Annotated in this window: 29 protein-coding genes and 4 pseudogenes; 12 read left to right on the forward strand and 21 right to left on the reverse strand. The window is 48.2% G+C overall.

Features of this window, described 5'->3' with window-relative positions:
* The 7 genes and pseudogenes from BM283_RS20060 to BM283_RS12910 all read right to left on the reverse strand — a co-directional run.
* Positions 1-184: pseudogene (locus BM283_RS20060) on the reverse strand (ISAs1 family transposase); the annotation flags it as partial.
* A 10-nt stretch (positions 185-194) separates the two neighbouring features.
* Positions 195-353, reverse strand: a complete 159-nt coding sequence (locus BM283_RS20065; protein ID WP_254776358.1) for a hypothetical protein — start codon at positions 351-353, stop codon at positions 195-197.
* On the reverse strand, positions 337-714 hold the full coding sequence (locus BM283_RS20070; RefSeq protein ID WP_254776359.1) for a transposase family protein: 378 nt from the start codon (positions 712-714) through the stop codon (positions 337-339). Before BM283_RS20070 ends, BM283_RS20065 begins: the two co-directional genes overlap by 17 nt.
* 149 nt (positions 715-863) lie before the next feature.
* Positions 864-1,475 carry a PqiC family protein gene (locus BM283_RS12895; RefSeq protein ID WP_090693747.1) on the reverse strand — a complete coding sequence of 204 codons (612 nt, stop codon included), beginning with the start codon at positions 1,473-1,475 and terminating at the stop codon, positions 864-866.
* Positions 1,475-3,103: a PqiB family protein gene (locus BM283_RS12900; protein WP_090693749.1), complete on the reverse strand. Its 1,629-nt coding sequence runs from the start codon at positions 3,101-3,103 to the stop codon at positions 1,475-1,477. Before BM283_RS12900 ends, BM283_RS12895 begins: the two co-directional genes overlap by 1 nt.
* Positions 3,096-3,731: a paraquat-inducible protein A gene (locus BM283_RS12905; RefSeq protein ID WP_175492135.1), complete on the reverse strand. Its 636-nt coding sequence runs from the start codon at positions 3,729-3,731 to the stop codon at positions 3,096-3,098. Before BM283_RS12905 ends, BM283_RS12900 begins: the two co-directional genes overlap by 8 nt.
* A complete protein-coding gene (locus BM283_RS12910) occupies positions 3,728-4,339 on the reverse strand; it encodes a paraquat-inducible protein A (protein ID WP_090693751.1) in 612 nt (203 codons plus the stop codon). Before BM283_RS12910 ends, BM283_RS12905 begins: the two co-directional genes overlap by 4 nt.
* 109 nt (positions 4,340-4,448) lie before the next feature.
* Here BM283_RS12910 and BM283_RS12915 point away from each other — a divergent pair.
* The 4 genes and pseudogenes from BM283_RS12915 to BM283_RS12930 form a co-directional block, all read left to right on the forward strand.
* A pseudogene (locus BM283_RS12915) lies at positions 4,449-4,821 on the forward strand (transposase); the annotation flags it as partial.
* Positions 4,822-4,916: 95 nt separating this feature from the next.
* Positions 4,917-5,597, forward strand: a complete 681-nt coding sequence (locus BM283_RS12920) for a lipase-like domain-containing protein (protein WP_090693753.1) — start codon at positions 4,917-4,919, stop codon at positions 5,595-5,597.
* A gap of 36 nt (positions 5,598-5,633) precedes the next feature.
* Positions 5,634-6,140, forward strand: a complete 507-nt coding sequence (locus BM283_RS12925) for a hypothetical protein (RefSeq protein ID WP_090693756.1) — start codon at positions 5,634-5,636, stop codon at positions 6,138-6,140.
* A gap of 312 nt (positions 6,141-6,452) precedes the next feature.
* Positions 6,453-7,292, forward strand: a complete 840-nt coding sequence (locus BM283_RS12930) for an aminoglycoside phosphotransferase family protein (RefSeq protein WP_090693758.1) — start codon at positions 6,453-6,455, stop codon at positions 7,290-7,292.
* Positions 7,293-7,478: 186 nt separating this feature from the next.
* Here the strand turns inward: BM283_RS12930 and BM283_RS12935 are convergent, their stop codons facing one another.
* Positions 7,479-8,738 (reverse strand): NADH:flavin oxidoreductase/NADH oxidase, encoded by a 1,260-nt coding sequence (locus tag BM283_RS12935; protein ID WP_254776360.1) that lies wholly within the window; start codon positions 8,736-8,738, stop codon positions 7,479-7,481.
* Between the two features lie 336 nt (positions 8,739-9,074).
* Between BM283_RS12935 and BM283_RS12940 the strand changes: the two genes are divergently transcribed.
* Positions 9,075-9,368, forward strand: a complete 294-nt coding sequence (locus BM283_RS12940; RefSeq protein WP_090693803.1) for an HU family DNA-binding protein — start codon at positions 9,075-9,077, stop codon at positions 9,366-9,368.
* Positions 9,369-9,562: 194 nt separating this feature from the next.
* Here BM283_RS12940 and BM283_RS18920 read toward each other — a convergent pair whose 3' ends face one another.
* From BM283_RS18920 to BM283_RS12950, 4 genes are all read right to left on the reverse strand, one after another.
* The gene (locus tag BM283_RS18920; protein ID WP_175492136.1) at positions 9,563-9,712 is read right to left on the reverse strand and encodes a hypothetical protein; all 150 of its coding nucleotides are present in this window, start codon (positions 9,710-9,712) and stop codon (positions 9,563-9,565) included.
* Between the two features lie 128 nt (positions 9,713-9,840).
* Positions 9,841-10,578: a UPF0149 family protein gene (locus BM283_RS12945; protein ID WP_090693806.1), complete on the reverse strand. Its 738-nt coding sequence runs from the start codon at positions 10,576-10,578 to the stop codon at positions 9,841-9,843.
* Positions 10,579-10,651: 73 nt separating this feature from the next.
* Positions 10,652-11,074: a hypothetical protein gene (locus BM283_RS18195; protein ID WP_139225276.1), complete on the reverse strand. Its 423-nt coding sequence runs from the start codon at positions 11,072-11,074 to the stop codon at positions 10,652-10,654.
* A gap of 182 nt (positions 11,075-11,256) precedes the next feature.
* On the reverse strand, positions 11,257-11,814 hold the full coding sequence (locus BM283_RS12950; RefSeq protein WP_090693761.1) for a sugar O-acetyltransferase: 558 nt from the start codon (positions 11,812-11,814) through the stop codon (positions 11,257-11,259).
* 133 nt (positions 11,815-11,947) lie between these two features.
* Here BM283_RS12950 and BM283_RS12955 point away from each other — a divergent pair, with 133 nt between their 5' ends.
* Together BM283_RS12955 and BM283_RS12960 are read left to right on the forward strand one after the other, a co-directional pair.
* On the forward strand, positions 11,948-12,418 hold the full coding sequence (locus tag BM283_RS12955) for a LexA family protein (protein ID WP_090693763.1): 471 nt from the start codon (positions 11,948-11,950) through the stop codon (positions 12,416-12,418).
* A complete protein-coding gene (locus tag BM283_RS12960; protein WP_254776361.1) occupies positions 12,376-13,734 on the forward strand; it encodes a Y-family DNA polymerase in 1,359 nt (452 codons plus the stop codon). The genes BM283_RS12955 and BM283_RS12960 overlap by 43 nt, the downstream gene beginning before the upstream one ends.
* On the opposite strand, the gene BM283_RS18200 is transcribed toward BM283_RS12960, so the two are convergent.
* The 3 genes from BM283_RS18200 to BM283_RS18205 form a co-directional block, all read right to left on the reverse strand.
* Entirely contained in the window at positions 13,731-13,949 is a 219-nt protein-coding gene (locus tag BM283_RS18200; RefSeq protein ID WP_139225277.1) for a hypothetical protein, read from the reverse strand. The two genes, BM283_RS12960 and BM283_RS18200, sit on opposite strands and share 4 nt — an antisense overlap.
* A 75-nt stretch (positions 13,950-14,024) precedes the next feature.
* Positions 14,025-14,234, reverse strand: coding sequence for a tyrosine-type recombinase/integrase (locus tag BM283_RS20625; protein WP_217646522.1), 210 nt, complete (start codon positions 14,232-14,234; stop codon positions 14,025-14,027).
* Between the two features lie 527 nt (positions 14,235-14,761).
* Positions 14,762-14,953, reverse strand: coding sequence for a hypothetical protein (locus tag BM283_RS18205; RefSeq protein ID WP_139225278.1), 192 nt, complete (start codon positions 14,951-14,953; stop codon positions 14,762-14,764).
* A gap of 49 nt (positions 14,954-15,002) precedes the next feature.
* Between BM283_RS18205 and BM283_RS18210 the strand changes: the two genes are divergently transcribed.
* Together BM283_RS18210 and BM283_RS12975 are read left to right on the forward strand one after the other, a co-directional pair.
* Positions 15,003-15,347, forward strand: a complete 345-nt coding sequence (locus BM283_RS18210; protein WP_139225279.1) for a hypothetical protein — start codon at positions 15,003-15,005, stop codon at positions 15,345-15,347.
* Between the two features lie 159 nt (positions 15,348-15,506).
* Positions 15,507-15,767: a hypothetical protein gene (locus BM283_RS12975; protein ID WP_090693773.1), complete on the forward strand. Its 261-nt coding sequence runs from the start codon at positions 15,507-15,509 to the stop codon at positions 15,765-15,767.
* A 226-nt stretch (positions 15,768-15,993) separates the two neighbouring features.
* Here the strand turns inward: BM283_RS12975 and BM283_RS12980 are convergent, their stop codons facing one another.
* Positions 15,994-18,204 carry a beta-galactosidase trimerization domain-containing protein gene (locus BM283_RS12980; RefSeq protein WP_175492137.1) on the reverse strand — a complete coding sequence of 737 codons (2,211 nt, stop codon included), beginning with the start codon at positions 18,202-18,204 and terminating at the stop codon, positions 15,994-15,996.
* A 750-nt stretch (positions 18,205-18,954) separates the two neighbouring features.
* Between BM283_RS12980 and BM283_RS12990 the strand changes: the two are divergent.
* Both BM283_RS12990 and BM283_RS12995 read left to right on the forward strand, forming a co-directional pair.
* A pseudogene (locus tag BM283_RS12990) lies at positions 18,955-20,511 on the forward strand (FAD-dependent monooxygenase).
* Positions 20,512-20,524: 13 nt separating this feature from the next.
* Positions 20,525-21,010 (forward strand): hypothetical protein, encoded by a 486-nt coding sequence (locus BM283_RS12995; RefSeq protein ID WP_139225281.1) that lies wholly within the window; start codon positions 20,525-20,527, stop codon positions 21,008-21,010.
* Between the two features lie 298 nt (positions 21,011-21,308).
* Here the strand turns inward: BM283_RS12995 and BM283_RS13000 are convergent, their stop codons facing one another.
* From BM283_RS13000 to BM283_RS13025, 5 genes are all read right to left on the reverse strand, one after another.
* A complete protein-coding gene (locus BM283_RS13000) occupies positions 21,309-21,875 on the reverse strand; it encodes a hypothetical protein (RefSeq protein WP_139225282.1) in 567 nt (188 codons plus the stop codon).
* A 249-nt stretch (positions 21,876-22,124) separates the two neighbouring features.
* A complete protein-coding gene (locus BM283_RS18925) occupies positions 22,125-22,352 on the reverse strand; it encodes a hypothetical protein (RefSeq protein ID WP_175492139.1) in 228 nt (75 codons plus the stop codon).
* 491 nt (positions 22,353-22,843) lie between these two features.
* Positions 22,844-23,425: a DUF6929 family protein gene (locus tag BM283_RS13015; RefSeq protein ID WP_090693791.1), complete on the reverse strand. Its 582-nt coding sequence runs from the start codon at positions 23,423-23,425 to the stop codon at positions 22,844-22,846.
* A complete protein-coding gene (locus BM283_RS13020) occupies positions 23,412-23,732 on the reverse strand; it encodes a DUF6929 family protein (RefSeq protein ID WP_090693794.1) in 321 nt (106 codons plus the stop codon). Before BM283_RS13020 ends, BM283_RS13015 begins: the two co-directional genes overlap by 14 nt.
* Before the next feature lie 291 nt (positions 23,733-24,023).
* Entirely contained in the window at positions 24,024-24,530 is a 507-nt protein-coding gene (locus tag BM283_RS13025) for a hypothetical protein (protein WP_090693796.1), read from the reverse strand.
* Positions 24,531-24,896: 366 nt separating this feature from the next.
* Here BM283_RS13025 and BM283_RS13030 point away from each other — a divergent pair.
* Positions 24,897-25,170 (forward strand): annotated as a pseudogene (locus BM283_RS13030) (hypothetical protein); the annotation flags it as partial.

Here is a 25,170-nt window from a genome sequence, read left to right on the forward strand (position 1 = left end):
AAAGCAATTGGGGAATGGCGGTGATTTCATTTGATTGGCCACCGACTTTAACCTGGCCTAACACCAGATTGTTGTGCTGAGCCCAAGCGCTGACCATGTGGATGGCGGCTTTTTTTGAAGCCTGGTCAATGCTACTACGTCTTAAACACTTGCCATCTATTGCAATCACTTCGCCTTCGGTGAGGCTGGCCAGGTCAGCAACCCAGCGGGAAAAAAAACGCTGAACCGCCCGGTATCAATGGCGGCGTAAACTTTCCGAAGGTATCGTGCGAAGGGATGCCATGCTTTAAGCCCGGCAATTCGGTGAACCACACCTCTTTTGCCAAGCCAAATTGTTCAATGGCAATCCACATCTGCACCACAAATCGCAGCGCAGATACTGATAAAGAAAATATCTTGTAGCTGATGTTTCTTTTGTCTGTTTACCCGGGGCGATTCACAGGCTACCTTGAGCAACTTCACCAAGCGGTTGTAACTCACCAACCTTGGAAAATAACCCCGCTGATACCTCAACACGTCATTCAGGTAATAGTGCTTAAACGTCCGGTAGCCGGACAGATGAAACCCCACCATAATTGTCATGACTTCGCTTAGACACAGCGCTCCCTGCCGCCGACGCCGTTTCAGCGACGACTCTAATAAGTGCTGCTCCCACCGTGGCTGAAACTCTTTACAGAAGTCGTCACTCGCATAAAAAATCGCTGTAGTACCCATTGAACCCTGACTCCTCTCATGATGAATTTTTTTCCAAAACTACTTCATCATAAGGAATTCAGACTTCTTTTACAGCTTTTCTTATGTCGAACTCACGTTAATTAAAGAATCTGGACCCTAGTTTCTACTCCATTTCCAAAGCATAAGGATTAATTACTCTGGATTTTCCAGATTACATCAGCAATTTCATGGCTTAATTTTTCTATAGCCTTACTTTTAGCCGATACCAGAAGCTCATAATCGTTCGATTCAACGGCTTCACGTATCACTGATTTTCTGATCACTGTGCGCTCTTTATTTTCTTGGGTGATAATCATCCAGTCGACATCAAGGACGATTTGCTCGCCCAGATTTCCATCGAATCGTTTAACATCGATAGCAACGCGGTAATCGATAGTAAATGGCGCATTTTGCCGTGACAAAAAAATATGTTGAGTATTCAATAGGATTGATAGGTTTTCGCCAAGTACCCGCATAAAATCGTCTTCCAGCGATCCACCCCAGCGCTGAAATTCATGGATTGCTAACGTATGCGCCGTAGGCCGAGTAACGATTTGCGGGCGATCTAAATAGGATGGAAACGAAAGGAGATTCACTGAAATAGTGGCATTATTGCTGCGGTAAACAGTTGGAAGCTTTTCATCTACGGCCTGCATGGCACTTAACGTATAAAACGTATAAGTAGGCGTACTTGCACATCCAGTCACCAATAACCCCACCAAGATGACCAGACAACGGAATACAAGAGATGAAGGTATCATTAATTTTCTCGTTTGCCGTGAATAAGTGCCTCAGGATGTCGTTCCAGATAATCGGCCATGATACGGATGGATCGTGCCGCTTTTGACAATTCATCGAACACATCTTGCAGGTCACGTTGCGTGGACGAGTCGCTTTGAATTGTTTGCTCCACAGTGGAAAGCATCTTCTGAGTCTGATCTAATGTCGCAATGATCGACGGCGTAACAGAAGTATTCAGAGCGTGAACCAATTGCTCCGTCTTCTGCATGGTCGACGTCAATTTGATAACTGTATCCTGAAACTGACTTCCAATTTTATCCAATGGAAGATTCTTCAGTTTTTTGATCAAGCTGGTAAGCGTGGTGCTGATTTCCTCAAAAGGTGTGGGCGTAGTGGGAAACACGGGAGGGGTCTTTTCCCAATTAATGCTTGCGATAGGTGTATCAGGAATAAAATCCAGATCGACAAACAACTGACCTGTCATATAATTTCCAGTTTTTAGCTGGGCACGCATTCCTCGTTTGACAAAGGTATTCATAACTGTTTTGTGATGGCTGCGGATAAACTCTATTTGGTTGGGAACGCCTTTGAATATTATGCTTTCAGGTATAAATTCTATTGTCACTGGAATCATAATCTCGTTGGATTCTGCATTGAATTCCATGTCGATATCAATCACTTCGCCGACCGGGATTCCCCTAAACTCTACTGGCGCACCCAAACTTAAGCCACGCACCGAACCGGAAAAATGCAATACATATTCAATCTTAAGTGTAGGATTTTCCAGAATAGTAGCTTCACGGTTTTTGAACAGAACAAATTCACGGTCCTTGGCAACGGGCTCTACCTGACTCAGCTTTCTTGGAGTCTCAAAAGCGATGCCGCCCATCATGACAGTAACTAATGATTCAGCACTTACCTTGATACCATTGGCATCTAAAGATATTTCCAGGCCGCTCGCATTCCAAAAACGAGTATTGGAATTGACCTGTTTGTCATGGGGTGAATGGATAAATACATCAATCTCCACCGATTGGCCATCCTCAGCGAAGCGATAGCCGATCACCTGACCCACTTTGATCATACGATAATATACCGGCGACCCGACATCCAGAGAACTTAGATTGTCAGCACGAAGAAAAAAATGACTTCCAGGTGTGTCATCTGTTAACACTGGCGGGGCTTCCAGCCCGACGAAATGCCTCGCGCTGTCGCCTTCTTTTCCGGGATCTATCCCGATATAAGCACCAGATAAAAGCGTACTCAGTCCGGAAACCTCATCTGCCGCAATGCGTGCGCGAACCACCCAAAAACGCGTACTTTGTGTCAGATAATGCTTGGCATTCCTGACCAATTCAGCGGTGACAATAACATGCGACAGATCATCGCTCAGTTCGATTGACCGAATCTGGCCAATCTCGACGTTTTTGTATTTGATTTTAGTTTTACCCGCTTCCAGCCCTTCTGCAGTTTTGAAGCTTATCGTGATGGTGGGACCAGTTTCAGACCACGCTTTATAAGCCAGCCATGCACCAACAAGCAATGCCACCAGTGGAATCAGCCAGACTATGGATATTCCACTACGGGCTTCTGCTCGCGTTGCTGGCAGGTCGCTGGTTTGTTTTTCATTTAAGCTTTGCTCATTCATTATTTTTCTCTGCGTTATCCCAGATCAGCCTGGGATCGAATGACATGGCCGCCAGCATCGTCAGGACAACAACCGCCCCAAAGGCAACAGCGCCGATGTCTGCATCAATATCAGCCAATCCTTGAATTTTGACCAAAGCCACCATCAATGTCACCACATAGATATCGACCATGGACCATCGCCCCATGATTTCTGCCAGACGATAGAGTCGTGCTCGTTCCCGAGGGTGCCATGAAGAACGCACTTGAACAGAAATTGCCAGGTAACTGAGAATCATCAATTTCAGTACGGGTACAAAGATGCTGGCTATAAATATGATCAAGGCTACTAACCATGAACCTGAGACCAGAAGATAGTTAACGCCGCTTAAAATCGTATTCGACTGGACCGATCCCAGACTGGTGGTTGTCATAATTGGCAATACATTGGCCGGGATGTACAAAATATAGGCGGCAAACAAATAAGCCCAGGTCCGTGACAGACTATCGGGTTTGCGTAAATGCAAAGATGCACCGCAACGGTGGCAATAATCATGCACTGGGGTCGCTTTATGCAGCAGGCCGCAGCTGTGGCAATTTATCAGACCGACTGCAGCTGCAGTAATCCAAGTATTAGTTTGATCATTCACCGGCTAACTCCCAGCTTTTCCCATACTAGATCCGGGTCGAGGCTGGATGTGGTCGCCGCCAGCACAAAGATTAGAATACCAAAGGACCACAGGGCAATGCCAGGAACAATCGTTCCCATAGAAGCCAACTTGACCGTGGAAACCAGAATACCAAGCATGAAGACTTCCATCATGCTCCAGGACCTAAGCGCTGATGCAAAGCGAAATACCTCAGATGTATATGGCGCGATACGGTTGAATTTTAATGGTAAAAAAACATAGAGCAAAGTAACAAGCTGGGTGAAAGGTGCAAGGATGGTGGTAACAAATACGAGACCTGCGAGCAAGTACATGTCCTGATCGAGCAGCTCCCAGACTCCTGAAAGCAAGATAGTTTCTGTGCTCTGCCTTTCAAATTGGAAGTCAATAATCGGAAAGGCATTGGAGATCACAAATAAAATCAAACCGGTGATCGTATATGCCAGGGTTAAATCTAGGCTGTGCCGCTTATGTTTAAGCAGAACAGCAGCGCAGCGAGGACATTTCATTACTCCCTCTGCGAACGAATGATCCACGCGCAATAATAAATCGCATTCATGACAGGCCATTAACGAAACGGAACCAGCCATTCATATTTCCTCCTAGATTTGCTGACTTAGCACGTAAAACAAGTACGCACTTGCAGCCTGTATTATTGAAGGTTCTAGACTAGCAGAAATGATCTGTTAGTTTAGTAAGATGTTAAGAAACAGTAAATTAAGCAACTATTACATCAAAAAAATAATTAAATGCTTTTGCATTGATATTCCTGTGGCCAAAGCTGCTCCTGTTTACTAGGAAAAATCGTAACATGATAAACCTCTGATATGGGTTATTTAGACGAATAATATATTGTTATCAGACTGCTTTAAAAGAGAAATTAGTAGGTGGAATTGAGATTGATGAAAGCTATTTTGTAGCAAAACGACAATGCGGTTATCATGGCAAGCGCAAGCGAGGTCAAGGAACAACAAAGCAACCCGTGTTTGGCGTGTTTGAGCGAGAAGGCAAGGTATATACCGAAATAGTACCGGATTGTAAGCGATTGACGTTACAAGCTGTGATACTGGGTAATTCCATTTCCAAATCAAAAGTTAATTATTAATGCCGGCAAGTAATTGAAATTACATTGATAAAAAATTCAATAAATACACTTTAGATTTAAAAATGAATAACTTCAAGTATTGGGGTGGTTGCCACGATATCGAAGGCTATCTCCAAAACAACGGTTCCCATCAGGTATTTACTGCCACGGTCGGGCTCGTGAGTTCAAACTGGGATCGCGCGGTGGAACTGTATTACCAGATCAAAGGGGGATGCGTCGACTACGGTAAAGCGCGCACCGCACAATTCGCGATATATGGCAAAAAACAGAGACTAGAAGGGCCGGACAGAAAAAGAAAATGCTGGGCAGCCGACCAGGACAACAACCCCGACGAGCATCCGCCCGCACTCTATCCAGAATGGGATAAAGATCACCCGATTCATCTGATCTCGCATAGCCAGGGCGGCCAAACCGTGCGCACGCTGATTCAACTGCTGGAAAAGGGCTCACCCTACGGCAATGAAGGCGACAGTCCACTCTACACCGGCGGCAAGATCGGGTGGGTGAAAAGTGCAACCACCATCTCCACACCACACAACGGCACCACGTTGCGTGACGTAATCATCGATTCCGCACCTAAAGTCTCAGAGTTGATCGGTTTGATCGTCCAAGCTACTGGCCTCGGTGGAAGCAGTAATCCGATTACAACTTCAAGCTGGAACAATATGGTCTGGCACAGGAACTTCCCGAAAATATCGGCGATTTTATCAACCGTACCAAGGACGTACCGTTTTGGAATCTAAAAAACCACGACTCGGCGATATGGGAACTCGGGCCAGATGGCGCGCGAGCTGAACAGCTGGGTCGGGATCTCGCCAAACGTGTATTACTATTCCATCACTACCCACGCTACCGAACAGGACTGCTTTTTCTGCCGCAATGATACGGACCGACTGATCGCGCCATTCCAGCGTAGCATTTATCAGTATGCCCGCGACGACATGATCTTTTTCCTTAAGAATGCCGCTGGCGGATGGGTGGTGCCATCGTTTTTCCGAAGTGGCATGGGTTCATATACCCAGACCGATCCAAGGCGCGAGCCGGTCAACCACAATTGGTTCGTCAACGATGGCGCGGTCAACTATATCAGTATGGTAGCCCCGTTCGGTCAACCGGTACGTAGCTATGACGGTAATTCGGTCAGAGGCTACTGGAACCACCTCGACCCCCGCCACCTCTGTAATTATGATAATTATGATCACTTCGACGTAATTGGCTGGAATCAGGAGAGATCAGTAGTCAACTGTATCTACGACCACATCACTAGCATTCTCTACGGTCTATGAGCGCATAAGCGTGCAATATAAGATTGAAAGCGAAAGCGTAGTAAAGCGAACTCGTGTCGGGCTTAAGCGAAGTGATCTCCACGCTATCGCCCGTCCAGGGGCCGTCGTGGACGCACGGGATGACTACCCCCATGCCCGCCCCGCAGCGGCCGACTGCGCGCGCCTGAGGGACCGGTTTGCGCCCGACTCATCCCCATACTGTGGCGATATGGGCTGATCGGAACTTAATCAGGTTGAATTGCCTCATGATTATATGAATTTACTGCTACTCTTCACGATAACAAACCGCACAAAGCTCTGCTAAAATGGTTTATGTTTAAACCTTACTTAGGCCGATGGAATTTGATTGCCGATGGCGATCCCATTGTCACGCGTAGCAGTTATTTATTGCCAGTACGTATGGATGGGCATATAGATGGTAATCCTGCCATGCTAAAAATTGCTATGGATGCCGAAGAGAAATTCGGTGGCTTAGTTATGCAATGGTGGAATGGCGATGGCGCAGCACGAGTATATGCGTACGAAGGCGATGCATTATTGATGGAGCGGGCACAAGGAACAAATTCTCTCATCAAAATGGCGTGCCAAGGTCAGGATGATGAGGCTAGTCGCATCGCTTGTAACGTAATCGCTAAATTACACAGACACCGATCGACACCGCCACCTGAACTTATCCCATTAAATATTTGGTTTGAAGCGTTAGAATCAGCTGCCCAGCGCGAAGGTGACTTGCTTCTCGGAAGTTTAGCTGTCGCACGGAAGCTATTGGCGTCACCGCGCGACATCGTAGTGCTGCATGGTGATGTACATCACGAAAACGTACTGGATTTTGGCTCACGCGGTTGGCTAGCCATCGATCCAAAGCGAATAATCGGCGAACGCGGCTATGACTACGCAAATCTTCTGTGTAATCCAGATTTGCCAACGGTCACAGATCCCCTCAGATTTATTCGCCAATCTCACGTGATTGCGCAAGCTGCTAATTTGGAACGCCAGCGCTTATTGCAGTGGACATTGGCGTATGCTGGCTTATCAGCTTCGTGGTTCTTGGAAGAGGATGATCACCAAAACGCTAATTTAGATCTTTTGATTGCTGAACTGGCTCTGCAAGCCCTATCAATGGAAGCAAATAATCATGATGGCATTTATTGACAAACTGCGCATTGAACTCCATCACATAGGATAACGCGACCCATGCCAAGGCTATTGATATTAAAATCAAACCATATAACTATACACCGCTATTTACAGCTCGCGAATGAAGAAAAATAAGAGCGACGATTGGGGTTATTGTTTGCAAGAATCGGAATTCTTAGTTCTGAACCTGACCCTGAGGCGTTATTTTGCCCGCCGCTTAACGGCATAACCATACTGGATAGGCCATTCAGGCTCTATCCCTAACATATGTTGCGCCTTGAGGGCCCAGTAAGGCTCCCGCAGTAACTCTCGTCCGATAAAAACGAGATCCGCCTGACCGCTGGTGATGATCTCATCCGCATATTGCGGGTCGGTAATCAACCCTACCCCACCCGTGTGGATTTGTGCTTCATCCCGGACGCGTTGGGCAAATTGAACCTGGTAGCCTCGGGCAACGGGGATTCTTGCATCCGGTATAACACCTCCGGACGAAACATCGATCAGATCCGTTCCAAGTGACTTCAGTTCTCTGCAAAGAATAATCGATTGCTCTATATCCCAGCCGCCATCGACCCAGTCAGTGGCGGAGATCCGCACGAAGAAAGGCAGTTCGGACGGGATAACATCGCGGAGGCGTTTGGCAACCCTTAGCAAAAGCCGCATGCGATTTGCCAAACTGCCGCCATAATTATCAGTGCGATGATTACTTAAAGGTGATAGAAATTCGTGCATCAGGTAGCCGTGTGCAGCATGAAGTTCTATCATTTTAAAGCCTGCATCCAGCGCACGTCGAGCCGCTGCCTCCCATGCTTCAACGCAATGCTCAATGTCTGTTTCCGACATGGCATGGGGAATCGGATCATCGGCGTAAAAAGGCAGAGGACTCGGGCCAATCACTGGCCAGCCTCCTTCCGCCGGAGTTTTCAGGCAGCTGCCACCATTCCAGGGAACATCGCAGCTGGCTTTGCGCCCAGCATGGGCGAGCTGGATACCCGGAATCGAGCCTTGCATCTCCACAAATCGTGCAATGCGAGCTAACGGCTCAATATGCTCATCTTTCCAGATCCCCATGTCTCCCGGGGTAATGCGTCCCTCAGCCGTAACTGCAGTAGCTTCAACAACCACAAGCCCTACACCACCCATTGCCCGGCCACCCAAATGGACGAGATGGAAGTCATTGGCAAAACCGTCATGGGCGGAATACATGCACATGGGTGATATTGCGATCCGGTTGCGGAAAGTAACGCCGCGAAGGGTAAGCGGGGACATCAAATCCTCTTCTGGAATTTCCCGGTCGTGCTCGCTCTGACATTGTGTTTGAATAGCAATATTGCTCAGCCGGCGGTCGCTGATCGGAGCAGCTGTGGTAACTTCTGCGGTGGAATTAGCAGTTAGGCCTGTCTTGTTAAGAGGGCCAGGAGTTCCGGCTGTGTTAGGTTTGCTCTTGTCATTATGAGACATAGCTTTTCCCTCGCTGAAAATTGCCAGTATACCCCTTTTGATCTGCCTGAAACATTCGGAGGGGAGTATTTGCTGATTGAGCATATACATTGTAGTATACAACTGAGTCTAAATTCATAGCACACCTTAAATGAACTGCGGTCATTTTTAGTGCCAAAAATTGAGAAGGGCATTAACCTGAACAACTTGATGACCGCGGAAAATCGGATGAGAGAGCCATCCTCGCCCATGAAATATACTCTGGAAATACAGGTTAATGTTGATGACATTATGATATGCCAACAACGTCTATATATTTATACTGCTAGCTTTTTACCTAAAAGGAGTATTTCCAGCATGTACAAAACGGAACTGGTAGAAGAGATCGCAGCCCAGGCAGAGATACCCAAAGCTGCCGCAGCCAAGGCCTTAAAAGCCATGATCGATACTGTAGTTGCAACCGTCGCCAAGGGTGACACTGTCGTACTTCCTGGCTTTGGTACTTTCAAGTCTACCAAGCGTGCCGCTCGCACCGGCAGACACCCGCAGACTGGTGTAGCGTTGAAGATCGCTGCGACCACAGTGCCAAAATTCACGGCTGGAACCATTTTCAAGACAGCAGTAACCACACCAAAGAAAAAGAAGAAGTAATTTTGATTTAAACAGAAAACGGTATTTACCGTTCTTTACATTTATAACTCAATAAATTCCAGATTGTGGTAGCGCCCGCGCGTCAGTATAGAATCCACCTAAATAACCTTGGATATACGGCTGATTGTACCGGTTGGTGATAGCGACAGCTCAAGCGAAGTCGCGTTGGGTTAAGTGGAACGAGTTCCATGCTATCACCCGTCCAAGGGCCACCGAAAGTGTACGGGATGACTGTCCCCATGCCCACCCCGCAGCGGCCCACTATGCGCGACTGAGGGGCCGGTTTGCGCCCCACTCTTCGCTCCTAAACTGCGGGGGCGAGCCGGGGCGGCCGGGGCCCGCATGGCACTCCGCTACGGGAAGCCGCCTCTTACCTCCCCTTGCGTCGTGCCTCCTCCTCGATTTTGGCCGAAGCGCTAAGAGATGATGAAAGAGTGGCTACGCAGCTACTGAAGCAATGCTGTAACTTCTCCTAATGCAATGTCCCTGCTATCCCACAGCACTTCTTGTATTTCTTCCCACTGCCGCAAGGGCATGGATCGTTACGCCCGATTTTTGGTTGTTCTCGCTGAAATGTGGTGGCAATCGAGCGTTCAAAGTTAGCCTGACGATAGGGCAGCCAATAACGATAAATCCAGGCAACGCTGGCAGGTATTTGCTTAGCTAGTTCTTCGCGCTGAATTGGTGTTTTAGTCAGTAGTTCTTCTTCCGTTGTGACATTGTCAGCACCAAGCAGATAGATAGGAAGTAAAACTATTGGTCCATTCGGATCATCCAATAATGGCTGCCACTGCTCACGGCATAACTCTACGCCAAGCATGTATCCATAGGCCCACATCTCAGCATCGATATATTCTTGCGATTCATAAATCCTTGCGCCAAATATTGGCTCATAAGCATCTGGGTCATCATGAAGGCTCCAGATGATGCTATTCATATGCCTGATAATCAATTCGTGGATACGCTGGGCCTGGACTTTAGTTTTGAATGTAGGTCTATCTTGTTCTGATGGCCCCCATATACCCGGTAGCCATTCACTAGGCTTTAATGTGATTGGTCCGGATACTATAGCAGTCAGATAACCATCTAACCCATCCAGCATCATGATTTCATCTGACGTGTCATCAGACATCAAGAAGTCATCGAGCTCATCCATTTCCTCCTGAGACAAAGACAAGAACTGCTCGGCATTTTCTAAATCTTCGGACATTCTGCATAACCAATAAGATATCCTATTTATTTTAGCCTGTAATTCATCCAGAATCACAAACAATTGAAGAGTATTATGCTTGGCGTTCGCGGAAATACCGATGCCCTGGGTAAGCAAAATGAAAATATCTATTGAGAACGCAATCTGAATACGACCGGGTTTTGCGACCGATAGTCCCGGTTGATGAGGATAAAAGCACAAGCAAAATCGAGTTCGGCTTAAGCGGGACAAGCTCCACGCTACCCACCCACAGGCCGCCGGTGCGCACGGGATGACTATATTCCCATACCCGCCCCACAACCGCCCCCCCGCAGCGGCCCACTATGCGCGCCCTAGGGGGCCGGTTGGTGTCCCGCTCCCCCCGAAATTCCGACGGGCGGGCCGGGGCGACCGGCACTCTTCCCGCGCTACATCGCTCCAACGTTCTGCCAGCGCACTGATCACTGTCTATTACAGCATCTTCCTGGCTAACCGCATTTCCAAAGGATAACGCCATCTTTGGGGGACATAGGCATATCCATGGTGGACATAGACATTTCGACAACGCCTATCGAGGTGGGGGCCATAGAGGGCATAGTCACAGGCACTGGAAAGGACACCATCGAGGCGGTCACCATCATCGATGAAAACCGATATAGAAACCCTCCTCATCAAGCACTTAAGCCATCACCATGGCAACTATGCCGAAACCTCGCGAATTACTCGACATGGATTTCCGGCCGCAAGCACGCCTGCGGGAATGTCGCGCGTCACGACACTACCTGCCCCGATAATTGTTCGGGAGCCGATACGGACGCCGGCCAAAATGAGTGCTCCGCCACCCACCCATACGTCCGCTCCGATCTCGATGGGCTTTCCATATTCCTGCGTTCTACGTAGAGCTGCGTTGAACGGATGCAACGGCGTAAGAATCTGCACGCCTGGGCCAAATAACGTGTAGTCACCAATGTGGACCTCGCACACATCAAGAACGGTACAGTTGAAGTTGAAATATACGCGAGTACCCAAATGAATATTTGAGCCGTAATCACAGTAGAAGGGAGGTTGCATCCTAACGGTATCGCCGCCAGTGCCGAAGAGATCCTCCAGAATGCGGCGTCTTTCGCTCTGCTCCAACTCCCTCGTGGTATTCAACGCGTGGCATAACGAGCGGGCATGTTCACGCGCGCCAACTAGCTCAGGGTCGAACGGGTCGTAAAGTTCGCCAGCAAGCATTTTTTGACGCTCAGTTCGCATGTTGTTTCCTTACTAGAAGTAAGCTTTTGCAAGCGGGTAAGCCAAGGCAAAACATCCGCAAATGTCGTTGTATTGTTACCCGTCAAATAAGTGCTTTATACTGTACTTTTCATCAAGCACCTCGGCAATCGTCATGACTATTATTGTGCCATTTGAACCCACCAGCGAATCGACCCTGCCTGTTTTGCAGCGAGCCAAGCTTGACTCTGCCGTTTGTATCCTGCCGTTATTGCAGCATCGAATCCCTGGCGGGTTTCCATCGCCGGCAGACGATTATGTTGAGAAGGAACTGGATCTGAATAGTTACCTGGTGCGCAATAAAGCAGCGACCTATTTCTTTCGTGTCATCGGGAATTCCATGACGGGTGCCCATATCCACGATGGCGATATGCTGGTGGTCGATCGCTCAGTCGAACCTAAACACGGGCATATCGTATTGGCGGTGATCAACAATGAATATACGGTCAAGCGATTGTATGCCTGCAATGGCGTGATCGAACTGCACGCTGAGAATCCCGCTTATCCCCCCATCCGTTTGCGCGAACATGAGGAGTTGCAGGTGTGGGGAGTGGTAGTGGGGACGGTAGCACGTTTTATCGTATAATCATGTCAACTGGCATCATTCCCGTCAGTAGACCACTATTTGCTTTGGTGGACGTCAACAATTTCTATGTCAGCTGCGAGAGAGCTTTCAATCCGAATCTGATCAATCGGCCGGTGGTAGTGCTCTCCAATAATGACGGTTGTGCCGTGGCTCGTTCCAATGAGGTCAAGGCGCTCGGCGTCAAAATGGGTACGCCCTGGTTCCAGCTCAAGGATTTGGCAAAACAGCATGGCATCGTGGCGCTTTCCTCCAACTATACCTTATATGGCGATATGTCTAATCGGGTAATGTCGATCCTGCGTGATTTTAGTCCTCATGTTGAAGTTTATTCGATCGATGAGTGTTTCCTCGGTCTACAAGGCTTGCAAAGCCTCTGGCCGATACCCACGGGCATTGGCCATAAAATACGTCATCGTATACGCCAATGGACTACCCTGCCAGTGTGCGTTGGCATTGGCGCCACCAAAACGCTGGCCAAACTGGCCAATCATATTGCCAAGAAACAACCGGCTTTCCATGGGGTATGCGATTTCTCAACCATGTCATATGAGCAATATGAGGCTTTGTTATCGACTATCGATGCGGGTGAAGTATGGGGTGTGGGTCGTCAGTTGAATTTACATCTGAATGCAGCAGGGATTAAAACCGTGCAGGCGTTACGTGACACTCCACCTGCCTGGTTACGCGCCAATTTCGGAGTGGTCATCGAACGCTTGGGCTATGAGCTGCGTGGTATCTCGTGCCTGGCACTGGAAGAAGTATTAGCACCCAAAAAGCAGATCATTTCCTCAAGATCGTTTGGACAATTGATTGATCACCTGACCGAACTGAGCGAATCCGTTGCCAGCCATACGAGCAGTGCGGCCGAAAAGTTGCGCCGTCAGAACTCGGTTTGTAACGCAATTCAAGTGTTCATACGGACTAATCCCTTCCGTGAACAGGAGAAGCAGTACAGTAACTGCATGACGGTGCCGCTACCCAATGCCAGCAGTGATACGCGCTTGCTAGTCAGGGCGGCGCTATTTGGTCTCAAGCGTATCTACCGGCCAGGGTATGCCTATAAAAAAGCAGGTGTGATCCTGACCGGTATCGACTCAGCAGCTGTGCACCAGGAGTCATTGTTTACCCTGCATGGCGCAGACGACAGATCCGCAAGATTGATGAAGGTACTGGATCAGTTAAACCAAAGATACGGACGTGAGACCGTGTCGGTGTTTTCTGTAGGAAGCAACAAATCCTGGAGCATGCAACGCGAGAGCATGTCACCTTGCTACACGACGAAGTGGCAGGATGTACCGATCGCATACGCGCATTAGCCATACTGAGCAATTACATGAGCGGTGCTCACTGTTGATGAGTGCAAGAGCTTAAGCGGAGCCGCGCCGGGCTTAAGCGGAATACTCCCCACACTATCGCCCGTCCATGCTCCGTCGTATGCGCACGGGATGACTATCCCAATGCCCATCCCGCAACCGCCCCGCAGCGTCCCACTATGCGCGCCCAAGGGACCAGTTTGCGTCCCACTCTTCACCCCATTCCGACATGCGACCAGTGCTACACATACCCCCAGCGCAACTCAGAGCCCGGTTTAAAAGGCCCCCTTGGGCTATCTTAATTTGGCTGATACACAACTAGATGCGTCAAGCAAAGTCTTCGTGGATAAATGAGCATAATGCATTGTCACTTTAGGATCAGAATGCCCAAGTATCTCCTGGACTTCATAAAGACTCCGCCCACTCTCAACTGACCAAGAGGCGTGAAAGTGGCGCGTATCGAGCTGAATCAATACTCCTATGGTACTCCCATTAAGCGGCACTGAGCGTAGCCGCTTGCTCTTGCTATTGATCGCCCTAATTCGAGTATTCTTTTCTCCAGATCGGCGTCTGACTTTGTAATGTTTGTAAGAAGTTATTTATTTATCTCATATATTCGTTGCATTGCCCAGTCCCAAGCACACTGACGCCCGTTGTCGTTGCTACCTTGCTGAGTTCATAGGCGCTTTCTCGGGCAAAAAGTTCCTGCACAAGGTGACTCTGAGAGGCATGCAGCTGATCGTAGCAGGAACCATCCTGATCATTGTTTTGGCGCTGGTTGCCAGGATCGTCTGATCAGGTATAGCTTATGCTAGATTCCTACCAGCAAAGAATAAAATTGTATACAAATGTATTATTGTCTACCTGTTTGCTATCCCTTAGCATTATTTGCATTAATGCTGTTGATCCATAGATCTGCTTAAGCTGCCGATTATCCTTATTTTTTATTGATTGATTCGGCAGAGTGAAGGTTAGCAATTACTCTTATTGTAATTTCGTGAACTATGAAACTTCAGTTATCAAAAAGTTTTTATTTTCCCTGTACACCCATGGAGGTCACAATGTCGAAATTAGGAAAGAGCTTGGTTATCTGCTTTGGGCTTGCAGCTGCGGTAGCGACGTTGCCGGGAACCGCTCTGGCCGCTCCCCAAGAAAGTTGGGCGATCGCTGGCGCGGCCTGTGTGCCGGTCGGACAGACGAGTAACGCCCATCTTGTGTTCAACTCTGCCGGGGACGCCGGTTTCGCAGCCGGCACGACCGGCGAGATCATTTTGACGTGCCCTGTTTTTTCAACAATTGAAGTGGCGCAAGCTTTAACGATCACCTATCGAGATACGGATGGGAGCGGAACTGGGGCTGTCATTTTCGCGGCTTTGCGCCGAAAAGACCTCAGTACTGGAGCGGCTGCCACCGTTGGCACGACGATAGATACCAATACTGGTCCCCTAGTGGAGGGCTACGGAACCATTGGCGGTATACTCGTGAATTGCACTAGCCCCCATATTTTCGATTTCGCTAACTTCGCGTATTATGTCCAAATAAACATACAACGAACGACGGCAGAGCAGATGCCACTCTTTGGGGGGGCTCGTCTCCACTCGGATGTCATTTGCTGAGCAATCATATGGGAGATCACCAGCGTTCAATTTTGGCTCGTATTCTGCCCTGTAGGTTGGATTAGCGTGGCGTAACCCCATAAGCATCAGCTTTAAAGCATGTAGTTTATGTTGTAGAAAAACTTCCATTTCCTGACGATAACTAAATTACAGATAATTATGGACACTCAACATTACACGCCAAATGAATTAGATGATGCGGTCGCCGAAGAGCGAGAAAGATGTTTATCGATGTGCCATATGGTAATGGATCATCATTCCGAAATAGCTAAAATAGCCGCGCAAGAATTTGATGAGGAAAATAAGCACTTCATAGAAGGCCAGATCTCAGGTGCAAAAGATTGTATTGAAGCTATTGAAGGGAAATGGGATAAGAATACTGCTGTGCAGTCACCTAGAGCTTATCCATTTACAAAGTAACCTTCGTGTAACCATCTCAGTCATCCAGATCAATTGCTGTTAAGGTAGCCAATGACATGGGCACCAACTTCTCAACATACCTATTATTTACAAGTGAACTGCTTGAGTTGGTAGCATTCACAGTTGTAATAACTAGCGTGCACCATCAAGGTCGTCATCATTAACTAACAGCATGGCTGTGCGTAAAATTTACCGATACCATGGATCGCCAGTATTAAGATTATATTTATTTGCTAGCGATTGGCGTATGATTGTTGGAGGGCGCTTGTGCGTCATCATAAGAGACCACGACGAGTGCATATTGGTTTAGCATTACATTAAAACTAATTTGCTGGTTTGATGCCGTGTAATCAAGCGGTCTCAAGCCGGGTGTATTAGGCGAGTCGGGCGAGGTCAATGCTACACCAGTTACTTCCTTGCCATCGGGAATCTTAAGGTTGACGGAAAAAGTAGTTGGTTCTACTGTAAAAGAGCCATTGACACCGATAAAATTCACCAATTGCAGAATCGTGTGATTGCCAAGCTGAGACAACTCGAAATGGACGCGGCGGTCAGCATCGGTTGTCAAGGGGATTGTACTGGTTGCCTGAACGGCACCAGATAATTGCTGGAGTGATGTTGCGTCGCTGGAGACAAAATAGTTTTTCCCTAATGAGGCAGAAAAGAAACGTACGCTACCCTTACCAAATGTATTTTCCTTCTCGGCAGGAAGCGCGTCTTGCTTGCTAAATCCCAGCAGATTGGCTAAAGCATAGTCAGCACGGGCTGTTCCATATTCATCCAGAGCGGTGGGATTGGCGCCCGTTATAATCAGGCTGCCGCCGTTTTGCACATATTGCCGCAGGATAGCGGCTTCGGTATCAGAAATCGCCTGAACATCCGGCAAGAGCACTGTGTCATAGGGATTTAGCTCTGCTGAATCAACTGGGTTGACGACAATTTCAAAAGGAATATGTTGATGCACCAGCATTTTCACCATACCGCGATACTCAGCTAAATATTGCCGTTCGTAAGCGCTGTCACTCGGGGTTTTAGTCCACCAAAGCGGGTCGTTAGATGTCGTATCAGTATATAGCCCGACTCCTGCCGCTTTATCTACATAGTCACGACTGGGGGACGAGTAAAGAACTGCAACTCGCGCACCAGGTTGTGCTTCAAATAGATAGGGTGAGTTTTCTTGAGTCCAGCCAAACATACGGGTACGGTAGTCGGCACCTACCGACGTGGTCATTTGCGGGATTTTTGTTTCATATGGATTGTTGCGTGTAGCCAAGGTTTCTGCCATCACCAATTCAGCATCATCGCTAAGCTGGCCATAAGTAAACACCCAGGACGGCTTTTTACCTGAGGCCGCTCGTGCGAACTTGTTCATAGCGATGAGAGATATCCAATCGTCTTCTGAAGAAGAACGCATCCCATTATCATCACTCAATGCATCGATTTCCCAGACGTGCGTAATTCCTTCCAAATTCTTCAAATCGGCTCCATCTAACGCGATAACGGTCGCCGCGTTGTAATCTAAAGTGACAGTTTCAACGATTAGAGGGAATTCGGGGTTGATAGCCCGGCCTGCGCTGGCCACATCACGCAAAAACAAAGCTATCTCTTGGTGACGCCAGGCAATCCAACGCCTCCAGATTGGATCCGTCCAGTTTTCGGCCACTGGTGCATCAAGACCTGTATCAGTTTTAAACTTTGCAATTGCATAGGGGTCAAAGCCAGCCCACTCTACGCCAATATCGTTAAATAGGGGAACGTCTAACCATAAGCCATCGACTCCTGTCGCTGCTATCTTTTGGACGCGGTCAAGAAAATAATCCTTATAAGGTGATTGAGGTGACATCCAAGCACTTTCCTCGTCCTTCGCGACCCAATGAACCCGACCACTACCGCCATAAAACACATTAGGTTGACCCTCTATACCAATTTGTACCCAATCCGGGTGATCTTTAAACATAGTGTGCTCAATATTCTTGCCATTAGGAGTTAATACCTCCAGGCTCGGGTAATACCAAACTACCTTTAGGTCCCGTTTATGGACTTCGGTTGCGAAGCGGTGCATGAGTGCTAGTTCCTGCTCGAATTGGGCATCGGTCAGGTAGTCAGAGAGATTAGAATCAGCCTCAATTACGGTAACCTTTTGAGACACCATATTTGAGATGATCTGGTTCATCTCTTGCGCTGTCATTCCTGTAAAGACCGCGGCACCACCTATCCTGGCAGTTTTGACCCAGCTATTAAACGCATCAGGTTCCGCCGCTCGGGCAGTATTAGTCAAGCTGAGAGAAGGAAATATGACTAGCAAAGCTAAAATAAAAGAAACTGTCAGTCCTTTCAGATCCATCCATTTTATTTTTTCAATATGCATTTTAACTGGTAGTAGTAAGGAATAATATTCGCTGATAATGCCACCCATCAAGCATACAGCCCCGTTCACGCTGTTATTAATAATCTCCCATCCGCTGTAGTTAGCACGTCTTGGCTGCATTAAAAAATGCCACTCATCGAAGAATGAATCGACTCTACCTTATTCATCCCTCATTGCTCATGAATAAAAAATAACAACTAATAATGCAGCTTAGAACTTGAAGCAGAGGAGAAACTATGACTTAAACCGATCTGTTATTTTCGTACAAGAATAAAAAAATAAAATTTAGGAAGCAATAATGCAAACGTATACAATTTTTATAGCTATTCAACGGCGCGGCGTTATATTACTGCAGCCAGGGGTATAAACATATTGTAGCGTGAGTTCGACATAAGAATTATTACGCTACGGTTAGGAGAACACCTGAGAAACTCTACTACTAAGTGATCTAGAAAAAATAACTTGAACACATCACGCTATATCCACGAATACTCGAGGCTTAGTTTTGTAATTCCATTCACCGTGATGTTCAAGTTATTTTTTCTAGGCTCTTCAGGGAAGATCTCTTCTCATGAATAATGATGAAGCTCTTTTCCGGAGTCCACTTATCATAAATAATTCAGATTCCTTTTGCTGACTTTATTATCCCGAGATCACATTATTGAAGCTGTCAGATCAAGTTTGAGCCAATACACATAAGCATCCATATATTGACATATGAGGCTAATGCTCTCTCAGTATGGGATACTAAATCAACAGCAGTTCAAAATTTATCATCTGCGATGGGTAAATGTAGCACATTACTCAAAGGAGACGTCAATGGATGTGGAAGTACTGATTGTCGGAGCGGGCCCGACCGGATTGATGCTCGCAAACCAGTTGGCACGTCGAGGGGTACGCCCTCTGATCATTGATCGCCATTCATGGCCGGCACAGCAGACGCGGGCGATGGCAGTACAGGCATGCACACTCGAAATCTATTCGAAGATGGGTCTCAACGAGCAGGCACACACATTAGGTGCTATTGTTGGCGGTGCAAATATGTGGGCAAACGGGAAGTGGACCGTCCGCATTCCCATCGGAGATATAAGTCAAAGCATCAGCCCATTTCCGTATATCCTAATGCTAGGTCAGGACGACAACGAACGAATCATGGGTGCGCAACTACATGAGCTTGGCGTGGACATACGATGGAATACAGAATTCATAGCGCTCGAACAGTATCCCGACTACGTAGATGTCACGCTCAGGTAGCTTGACGGCAGCACCCGCAGGCTTCGGGCAGTATGGGTAGCAGGATGCGATGGCTCCCACAGTCTCGTTCGCGAGAAGTGCGGGATCACGTTTTCGGGTGCGCCTTACGAGCACGTGTTCTTTGTTGCGGACACGGAGGCGACAGGCACCATGAAGCCAGGTGAGCTCAACGTGTACCTATGGGCGGACGGGTTTCACTTGTTTTTCCCTATGATGGACAAGTACCGCTGGCGGGTGATCGGCATCTTGCCAAAGGCCTTGCGGCATCGCGATAACGTGACCTTCAACGAGGTAATCCCTGCAATTCAGCAAGAAGCAGGAACCGATCTCATATTCAAGCAATGCAGTTGGTTTTCTACATATCGTATCTATCATCGGATCGCTGAAAGGTTTCGCGACCGACGGTGCTTTCTCCTGGGAGATGCAGCACATATTCACAGTCCGGCGGGTGCACAGGGTATGAATACCGGTCTGCTGGATGCCTACAACTTGGCCTGGAAATTTGCACTGGTCGTGACGTGTGATGCGCATGTTTCGTTGCTTGATACTTACGAGCAAGAGCGCATTCCGGTAGCAAAACGACTACTTAGGACAACAGACAAGATGTTCCAGGTAATCGTCGCAGACGACTGGTTTGGACGATTGTTTCGTACGCGCATTCTCGCGCGTATGGTAGCGTTTGCGATGACGAAAGAGTGGGTGCGAAAACTTGCTTTCAGGACAATTTCCCAGATCGGTATCCACTACCGAGAGAGCACGCTGTCTAAGAATCTGCCCGGTTTGCCGGAAGATGCGCCGCGCGCAGGCGATCGCTTTCCCTGGACGAAGCTTTCATTCCATCCCAACGGGCCGATCGAAGACCTGTTCGCCCGCCTCGATGACACGCGTTTCAACCTCCTCGTTTTCGGACAAGTTGCGCCCGTCACACTGAAAATGGGTGACATCGTTCGTGCTCACACGGTTTCCGAGAGCCTTGCTAACGAAAGCGAGCAAAAACGCGTTGGGATAGCTGGATGTGCTTTCTATCTTTTGCGTCCAGATGGGCATGTCGGACTAGCGGGGAAAGAAGTTGATGCAGCGGCGATCAAGAGTTACCTCACCACTATCCACTGCAGCACTTAGAAAAAATGATCCTATGATAATCATCGTCCCTTTTTCGAGGGATTCATGTCCGCTTCCGCGCTATGGAATGAGTGGTAGTGAAAACCGATGGCTGGTTCCATCACACTATATGGAAGCACAACTCGAAGTCCGGCGCTTCGCTTACTTCGGTGCACGCTTGGGCACAATTCACAATTATCATTGTATAACAAGTTGTTACCCATTGACAACTCTTATCACCCTGTCTCAAACCAGTGACCGTCGGATTAACAGTCCGGAGCTCAGTCGCTTATGCCTACAGATAGATGAAGAATCCAAAGTAGTTTTTCTCCGATGCACCGAACCGACCGACACAAACCGAACCAGGGCCGAACCTGAGTTGCCCGTCATGGCGCGCCTCCGCACTCGCCCTCATGTAAAACAACCATTTGCAGCGGCTTCTTCCGAATTTTTTCTGAGCATCGGCCGAAACACAATGGCAGCGAAACTGGTAGAAGCGACACAAAATTGCCCGGGGTGAGACCGGTGGAATCGGATGGGGGTAGCAGCCATCCCCGCCGCGAAACGGCCACACAGCGGTTAACTAGGGGGGACACGGTAAGGCTTTCTTCGTAAAGGAGTAACATCTTCATCAGGTATGCTCAATTTAATAGAATGCAGACCGATGTTTACATCTTTTAAAGGTAGGAACAGATATAAACCGACGTTGACAGCTAACTCGGGACGACACCAAGATCCGCTGATCAATGGCGAATGACTATTTTGGCGACGTTCTATCGCACCTACTCATCGAAGCCAGGAGGTCTGGGGCGGCGCCCTCAACGACAACAGCCATAGCCATTGCCCTCGACGCACCGATAATCGTAATAATAGCTATTTCCAATTCGGGCGCCGTCCTCAACAGTATTCAAGATGTGCAAGCGGCAGTTGCGACAAATTGTATCTTGCACGGGATTAATAGCAAGAATAGCTGCTCGCTTGAACGAGAACGCAGCTCTTACAAATTCTTCCCCATGTTCCTCAAAACCCTGCTGAATAAACTCGTACGTACTGTAGGGGTGTCCGCATCGAGGACAATCGATATTGTTAGCGTATCCATCGATATCTATGCTGAAATCTGATTTGATCTGCGCAGCTTTTTCCACCGAAATAGGTTTCAATCCAACGAGCTTGATGCGTTCTGGTGTCCAGTACCATCTTCTGATCGCCTCAAACACGGTAGGTTTAAGGTAGAGTGTTGCAGTTCTGCCTTCCATAATCAACTTAATTGCCCATTCAATTAAGGCAGAATCTTCTGAAGAAATCACAGCCTTTCCTTGATGGACAAGTGTTTGGATGGCATTGAAATCAATGTGAGAAACTTTCGATGAATTATAGGTTTCCATTTGATGCACCTCTCTTAGGTCATAATGTATATTGACACTTTTTATGATGCTCTCACAGGCCATCCCTTCATCCCTTGCCTGGTTGAAACGGCAGCCTAAGTTGTAACGATCAGACGCTTCAGCGGCTAGCTTGGATTGAATCCGGCCTTCCGTCAAACCGTACTACTCTCGACGGCTGATGTCAACTTCGGGTTGATGTCTGCAATATGCTTCTATAATTCAATGACTGATTTCGTCAAAAAGAGTAATTCATCTAATGATGGATTGCCCCGCCTCTTTTAGCCATCCATCGCCGTTGAGGTACATATATAGTATCGTAGTTGTGATCATAAGCTTTTTGGCTACTTCAGACGCATTAGCTTTGGAATCGGACAAAGCCGACATGGCTATCATCAGAGCTGATCTATCCATCTTTCCGGGGCGCCGACCTTTTCGACCTCGCGCTTGACGCAGCAAATCCAGTTTGAGTGCGCTCAACAATCAATTTTCGCTCAAATTCAGCCAGAACTGGAAAAATCCCAAAGTGACCTCGGTTGGTAAGGGTGGAGCTAAAGTAGTGTAGCCGCGCTGGGTTTAAGCGGAATAATCCTAACATTATTGCCCGTCCAGGCGCCGTCGGGAACGCACCGGATGGCCTACCCCATGCCCGACCCACAACCACTCCGCAGCGGCCGACTATGCGCGCTCCAGGGGGCAGTTTGCGCTCCACCCTCCCCCGTCTTGCGCTTCATCGCCTCCTTGAGCCTAGCCGACACGCTGTTCGCCGCTTCCTGCAGCGACTTAGTCGATAAGCGGGCGTAGCGTATGGTGACCTTGGGTCGGAGCGCCCGAGCAACCTGCTCGACCAATTGAAAATCATTTCCCAAATCGAGCATTATACTTATAGCAGATCTTTTAATTTCTGGTGAATCTAATAGCCGGGCTAGTGATTTTTACAGACCACTAGAAGATACAAACTGGGTAACAAATTATTGGATTTTGATGCAAAATATTTCAGAGGCGTCCGCGTCGTTATCGGTCACACCGGCAATTTCAAGCAAATTCTCTTGCACTTGCAAAATCGCAATCCCCTCGATTTTTACGGGCGCGATCGAGCCGTTCAATTCGACGGGAACAACCCAGAGAATTTCCTTTCCCCGCAACATCCCGATAAAACTACCGAGAGTTGGGCCGTCGTCAATCTCATTGTCCGTATCTTCGACGGAAGCAGCAAACAAAATCGAATCGTTCCACGTCAACGCGGCGGAAAAGCCCGCATGACGGTTACGAATTTTGGGGAGGGTAAAGGTGAAGACTTGTGGGATAGGAGCAAGCAAGGTTGGCGCATCCAGATAATTCATGAATGTCGTCAATGGATATTCCATGAGCGCATTAATGCCGGAGATATTGCCACGCTGAAAAAGCAAAACTGTATCGCGCGTGACGGTTGCACCTTCCAGGTTTAGCTTTTGTGTGCCGAAGATAGTAGGATCAGCGCGGAGAATATCATATAACGCGGTAAGAGAAATAGGACGTACGTTTTGGGGCGACGCTAGGTCAGTTACATCCACGCGATAGCAGATGTCGCGTGCGGGGGGGGTTGCTGCCCGAATCGAAACAGAGCAATTCTTGTTTGCCGTGCCATTTAACCAAACACATGGCTTCCAAATCCGGTTTGATTGCTTTGGGAATCCGATCTCCTGGGTGGATATCTGAAGAAAATAGGTGGGTTGTGCCAATAATGTTCCAGGACAAGTCAAGGCGATACAAATCGGGCGAGTCATCTGAGACGATAAAATAATAATTGCCGATGCGCTCGACTCCCGAAGCGGATTGCAGACCCTGCAGTATGAGGCGGCTGCGAAGGGAAGCACGCATGGTAGGTTAGTCCTGCATAAATGGCAGATTAGAACTGTCGCACGAGCCAGATACCGAGCAGTCTGAACATGCCAAAATCAAACTTGCGCCAAAAATGCCAAAGTTATTGGCTGTGAGAAGGATCAGCGCGCTGAAAATTTGAAAGCCCATATAGAGGAGCAGCATAGCTCTGGTAATGGTTTCCGCGCGGTGCGTTTATAGGAACAATAAACGCCCTCTTTCATAAGAACCCAACCTGCCGGCCCTGGATGTCACAACTCCGTCGGCGGCGACCCGTCGGCACTGACGCGACTACTGGCGTCGCGCCGTGAATGTTCCCACAATGAACTTGGTGGCCACCGTTCGGAACTCGTTCCCTCCGTCGGTGATCACGAATGCGATCGGAATCGGATCGTAGATCGGCGTCCCTGGAAATACCGCCTCGCTGGTCCCGGTGCCATCCCGATTAACGCTGTAAGTGCAGCTCGTCGATGTCGACGGGGTGGACTGCCCGTTCACGTTCCCGATCGAGCTCACCATGCAGCCGCCCTCGCCGTCGAAGAACATGCGCTCCATGCTCACGAAGGGCAGCGCTGGCACCTCTGGCCGGTTCGGCCCACTGGCGACGAGCACGCCGTATGATATGTTGAATCCGTAATACCCCTTGAGGTTCCGGTTGCTGAAGCCGTGTTCGCCCCCGAGATTTCCATCGTCATGCTCGGCCCAAGCTAGCGAGACGCTGGCCATCACAGCCGCTCCAGCTATAACGCTCACAAACACTCCTGCTCTGATCCGCCGCACGTTCGTACGGAGTTTCATGTCTCTTCTTCCCGGGTATAGGAAAAATAAATTACTTTTACCGTATGATTTTAATCAAGCTGAACGATTATAAAAATGGAAGCAATACTACACTTGCATGCAATTTTATTACTGTCTAGACTGAGGTATGCTGAGTTTTATGGAGTCTAGAGTTTCATAAAATATAGACATGAAATGGAGGATATAGATGGAACAATTACCCCGAACACGATATAGCCCGAAATTTCGCGAGCAATCGGTCAAGTTTTTAAAGAAGTGGATTAACTCTGGTTGAAGCAGCAAAACGGCTATCTTTACCTAAAGGAACGTGTGGTGGTTCCCTGTAATTCCATTTCTACTTCATAAGTGAAATAATAGTAGCCACTTATGAAAGGAAGTATAGTGATGGCACGAGTGGCAAGTGGTAAAGAAGTTTTGGAACAAGCAAAGACACTATTGGTTAATGCCCGAACAATAGAAGAATTAAAGCAAGCACAGGCTGTAGTGCTACCTTTGGAGCTTGGCTTATCAATGGACTTTCTGGCGCCTTTTATAGAAAAAGCAGCGGCTGGAGGCATTTTGATTGTAAGCGAAATCAAGCAGGCATTAGATGCACGCTTAAATCGCAAGACATCGCTGGCAGCTACTTACAACCTGCTGC

This window comes from Nitrosomonas sp. Nm34 (assembly GCF_900113925.1).
GTDB lineage: Bacteria > Pseudomonadota > Gammaproteobacteria > Burkholderiales > Nitrosomonadaceae > Nitrosomonas.

Bases quoted from the DNA above. Each gene is read 5' to 3' on its own strand.
- BM283_RS13020 (WP_090693794.1), bottom strand. From the start codon at position 23,732: ATGCGTGCTTCCCTTCGCAGCCGCCTCATACTGCAGGGTCTGCAATCC.
- BM283_RS12975 (WP_090693773.1), top strand. From the start codon at position 15,507: ATGGACACTCAACATTACACGCCAAATGAATTAGATGATGCGGTCGCC.
- BM283_RS20070 (WP_254776359.1), bottom strand. From the start codon at position 714: ATGGGTACTACAGCGATTTTTTATGCGAGTGACGACTTCTGTAAAGAG.
- BM283_RS12900 (WP_090693749.1), bottom strand. From the start codon at position 3,103: ATGAATGAGCAAAGCTTAAATGAAAAACAAACCAGCGACCTGCCAGCA.
- BM283_RS12995 (WP_139225281.1), top strand. From the start codon at position 20,525: ATGATAATCATCGTCCCTTTTTCGAGGGATTCATGTCCGCTTCCGCGC.
- BM283_RS12940 (WP_090693803.1), top strand. From the start codon at position 9,075: ATGTACAAAACGGAACTGGTAGAAGAGATCGCAGCCCAGGCAGAGATA.
- BM283_RS12945 (WP_090693806.1), bottom strand. From the start codon at position 10,578: ATGTCCGAAGATTTAGAAAATGCCGAGCAGTTCTTGTCTTTGTCTCAG.
- BM283_RS12910 (WP_090693751.1), bottom strand. From the start codon at position 4,339: ATGGCTGGTTCCGTTTCGTTAATGGCCTGTCATGAATGCGATTTATTA.
- BM283_RS12935 (WP_254776360.1), bottom strand. From the start codon at position 8,738: ATGTCTCATAATGACAAGAGCAAACCTAACACAGCCGGAACTCCTGGC.
- BM283_RS12930 (WP_090693758.1), top strand. From the start codon at position 6,453: ATGTTTAAACCTTACTTAGGCCGATGGAATTTGATTGCCGATGGCGAT.
- BM283_RS12950 (WP_090693761.1), bottom strand. From the start codon at position 11,814: ATGCGAACTGAGCGTCAAAAAATGCTTGCTGGCGAACTTTACGACCCG.
- BM283_RS12920 (WP_090693753.1), top strand. From the start codon at position 4,917: ATGAATAACTTCAAGTATTGGGGTGGTTGCCACGATATCGAAGGCTAT.
- BM283_RS18195 (WP_139225276.1), bottom strand. From the start codon at position 11,074: ATGGCGTTATCCTTTGGAAATGCGGTTAGCCAGGAAGATGCTGTAATA.
- BM283_RS12895 (WP_090693747.1), bottom strand. From the start codon at position 1,475: ATGATACCTTCATCTCTTGTATTCCGTTGTCTGGTCATCTTGGTGGGG.
- BM283_RS12955 (WP_090693763.1), top strand. From the start codon at position 11,948: ATGACTATTATTGTGCCATTTGAACCCACCAGCGAATCGACCCTGCCT.
- BM283_RS13000 (WP_139225282.1), bottom strand. From the start codon at position 21,875: ATGGAAACCTATAATTCATCGAAAGTTTCTCACATTGATTTCAATGCC.
- BM283_RS12925 (WP_090693756.1), top strand. From the start codon at position 5,634: ATGGCGCGCGAGCTGAACAGCTGGGTCGGGATCTCGCCAAACGTGTAT.
- BM283_RS13025 (WP_090693796.1), bottom strand. From the start codon at position 24,530: ATGAAACTCCGTACGAACGTGCGGCGGATCAGAGCAGGAGTGTTTGTG.
- BM283_RS20065 (WP_254776358.1), bottom strand. From the start codon at position 353: ATGTGGATTGCCATTGAACAATTTGGCTTGGCAAAAGAGGTGTGGTTC.
- BM283_RS18920 (WP_175492136.1), bottom strand. From the start codon at position 9,712: ATGCGGGCCCCGGCCGCCCCGGCTCGCCCCCGCAGTTTAGGAGCGAAG.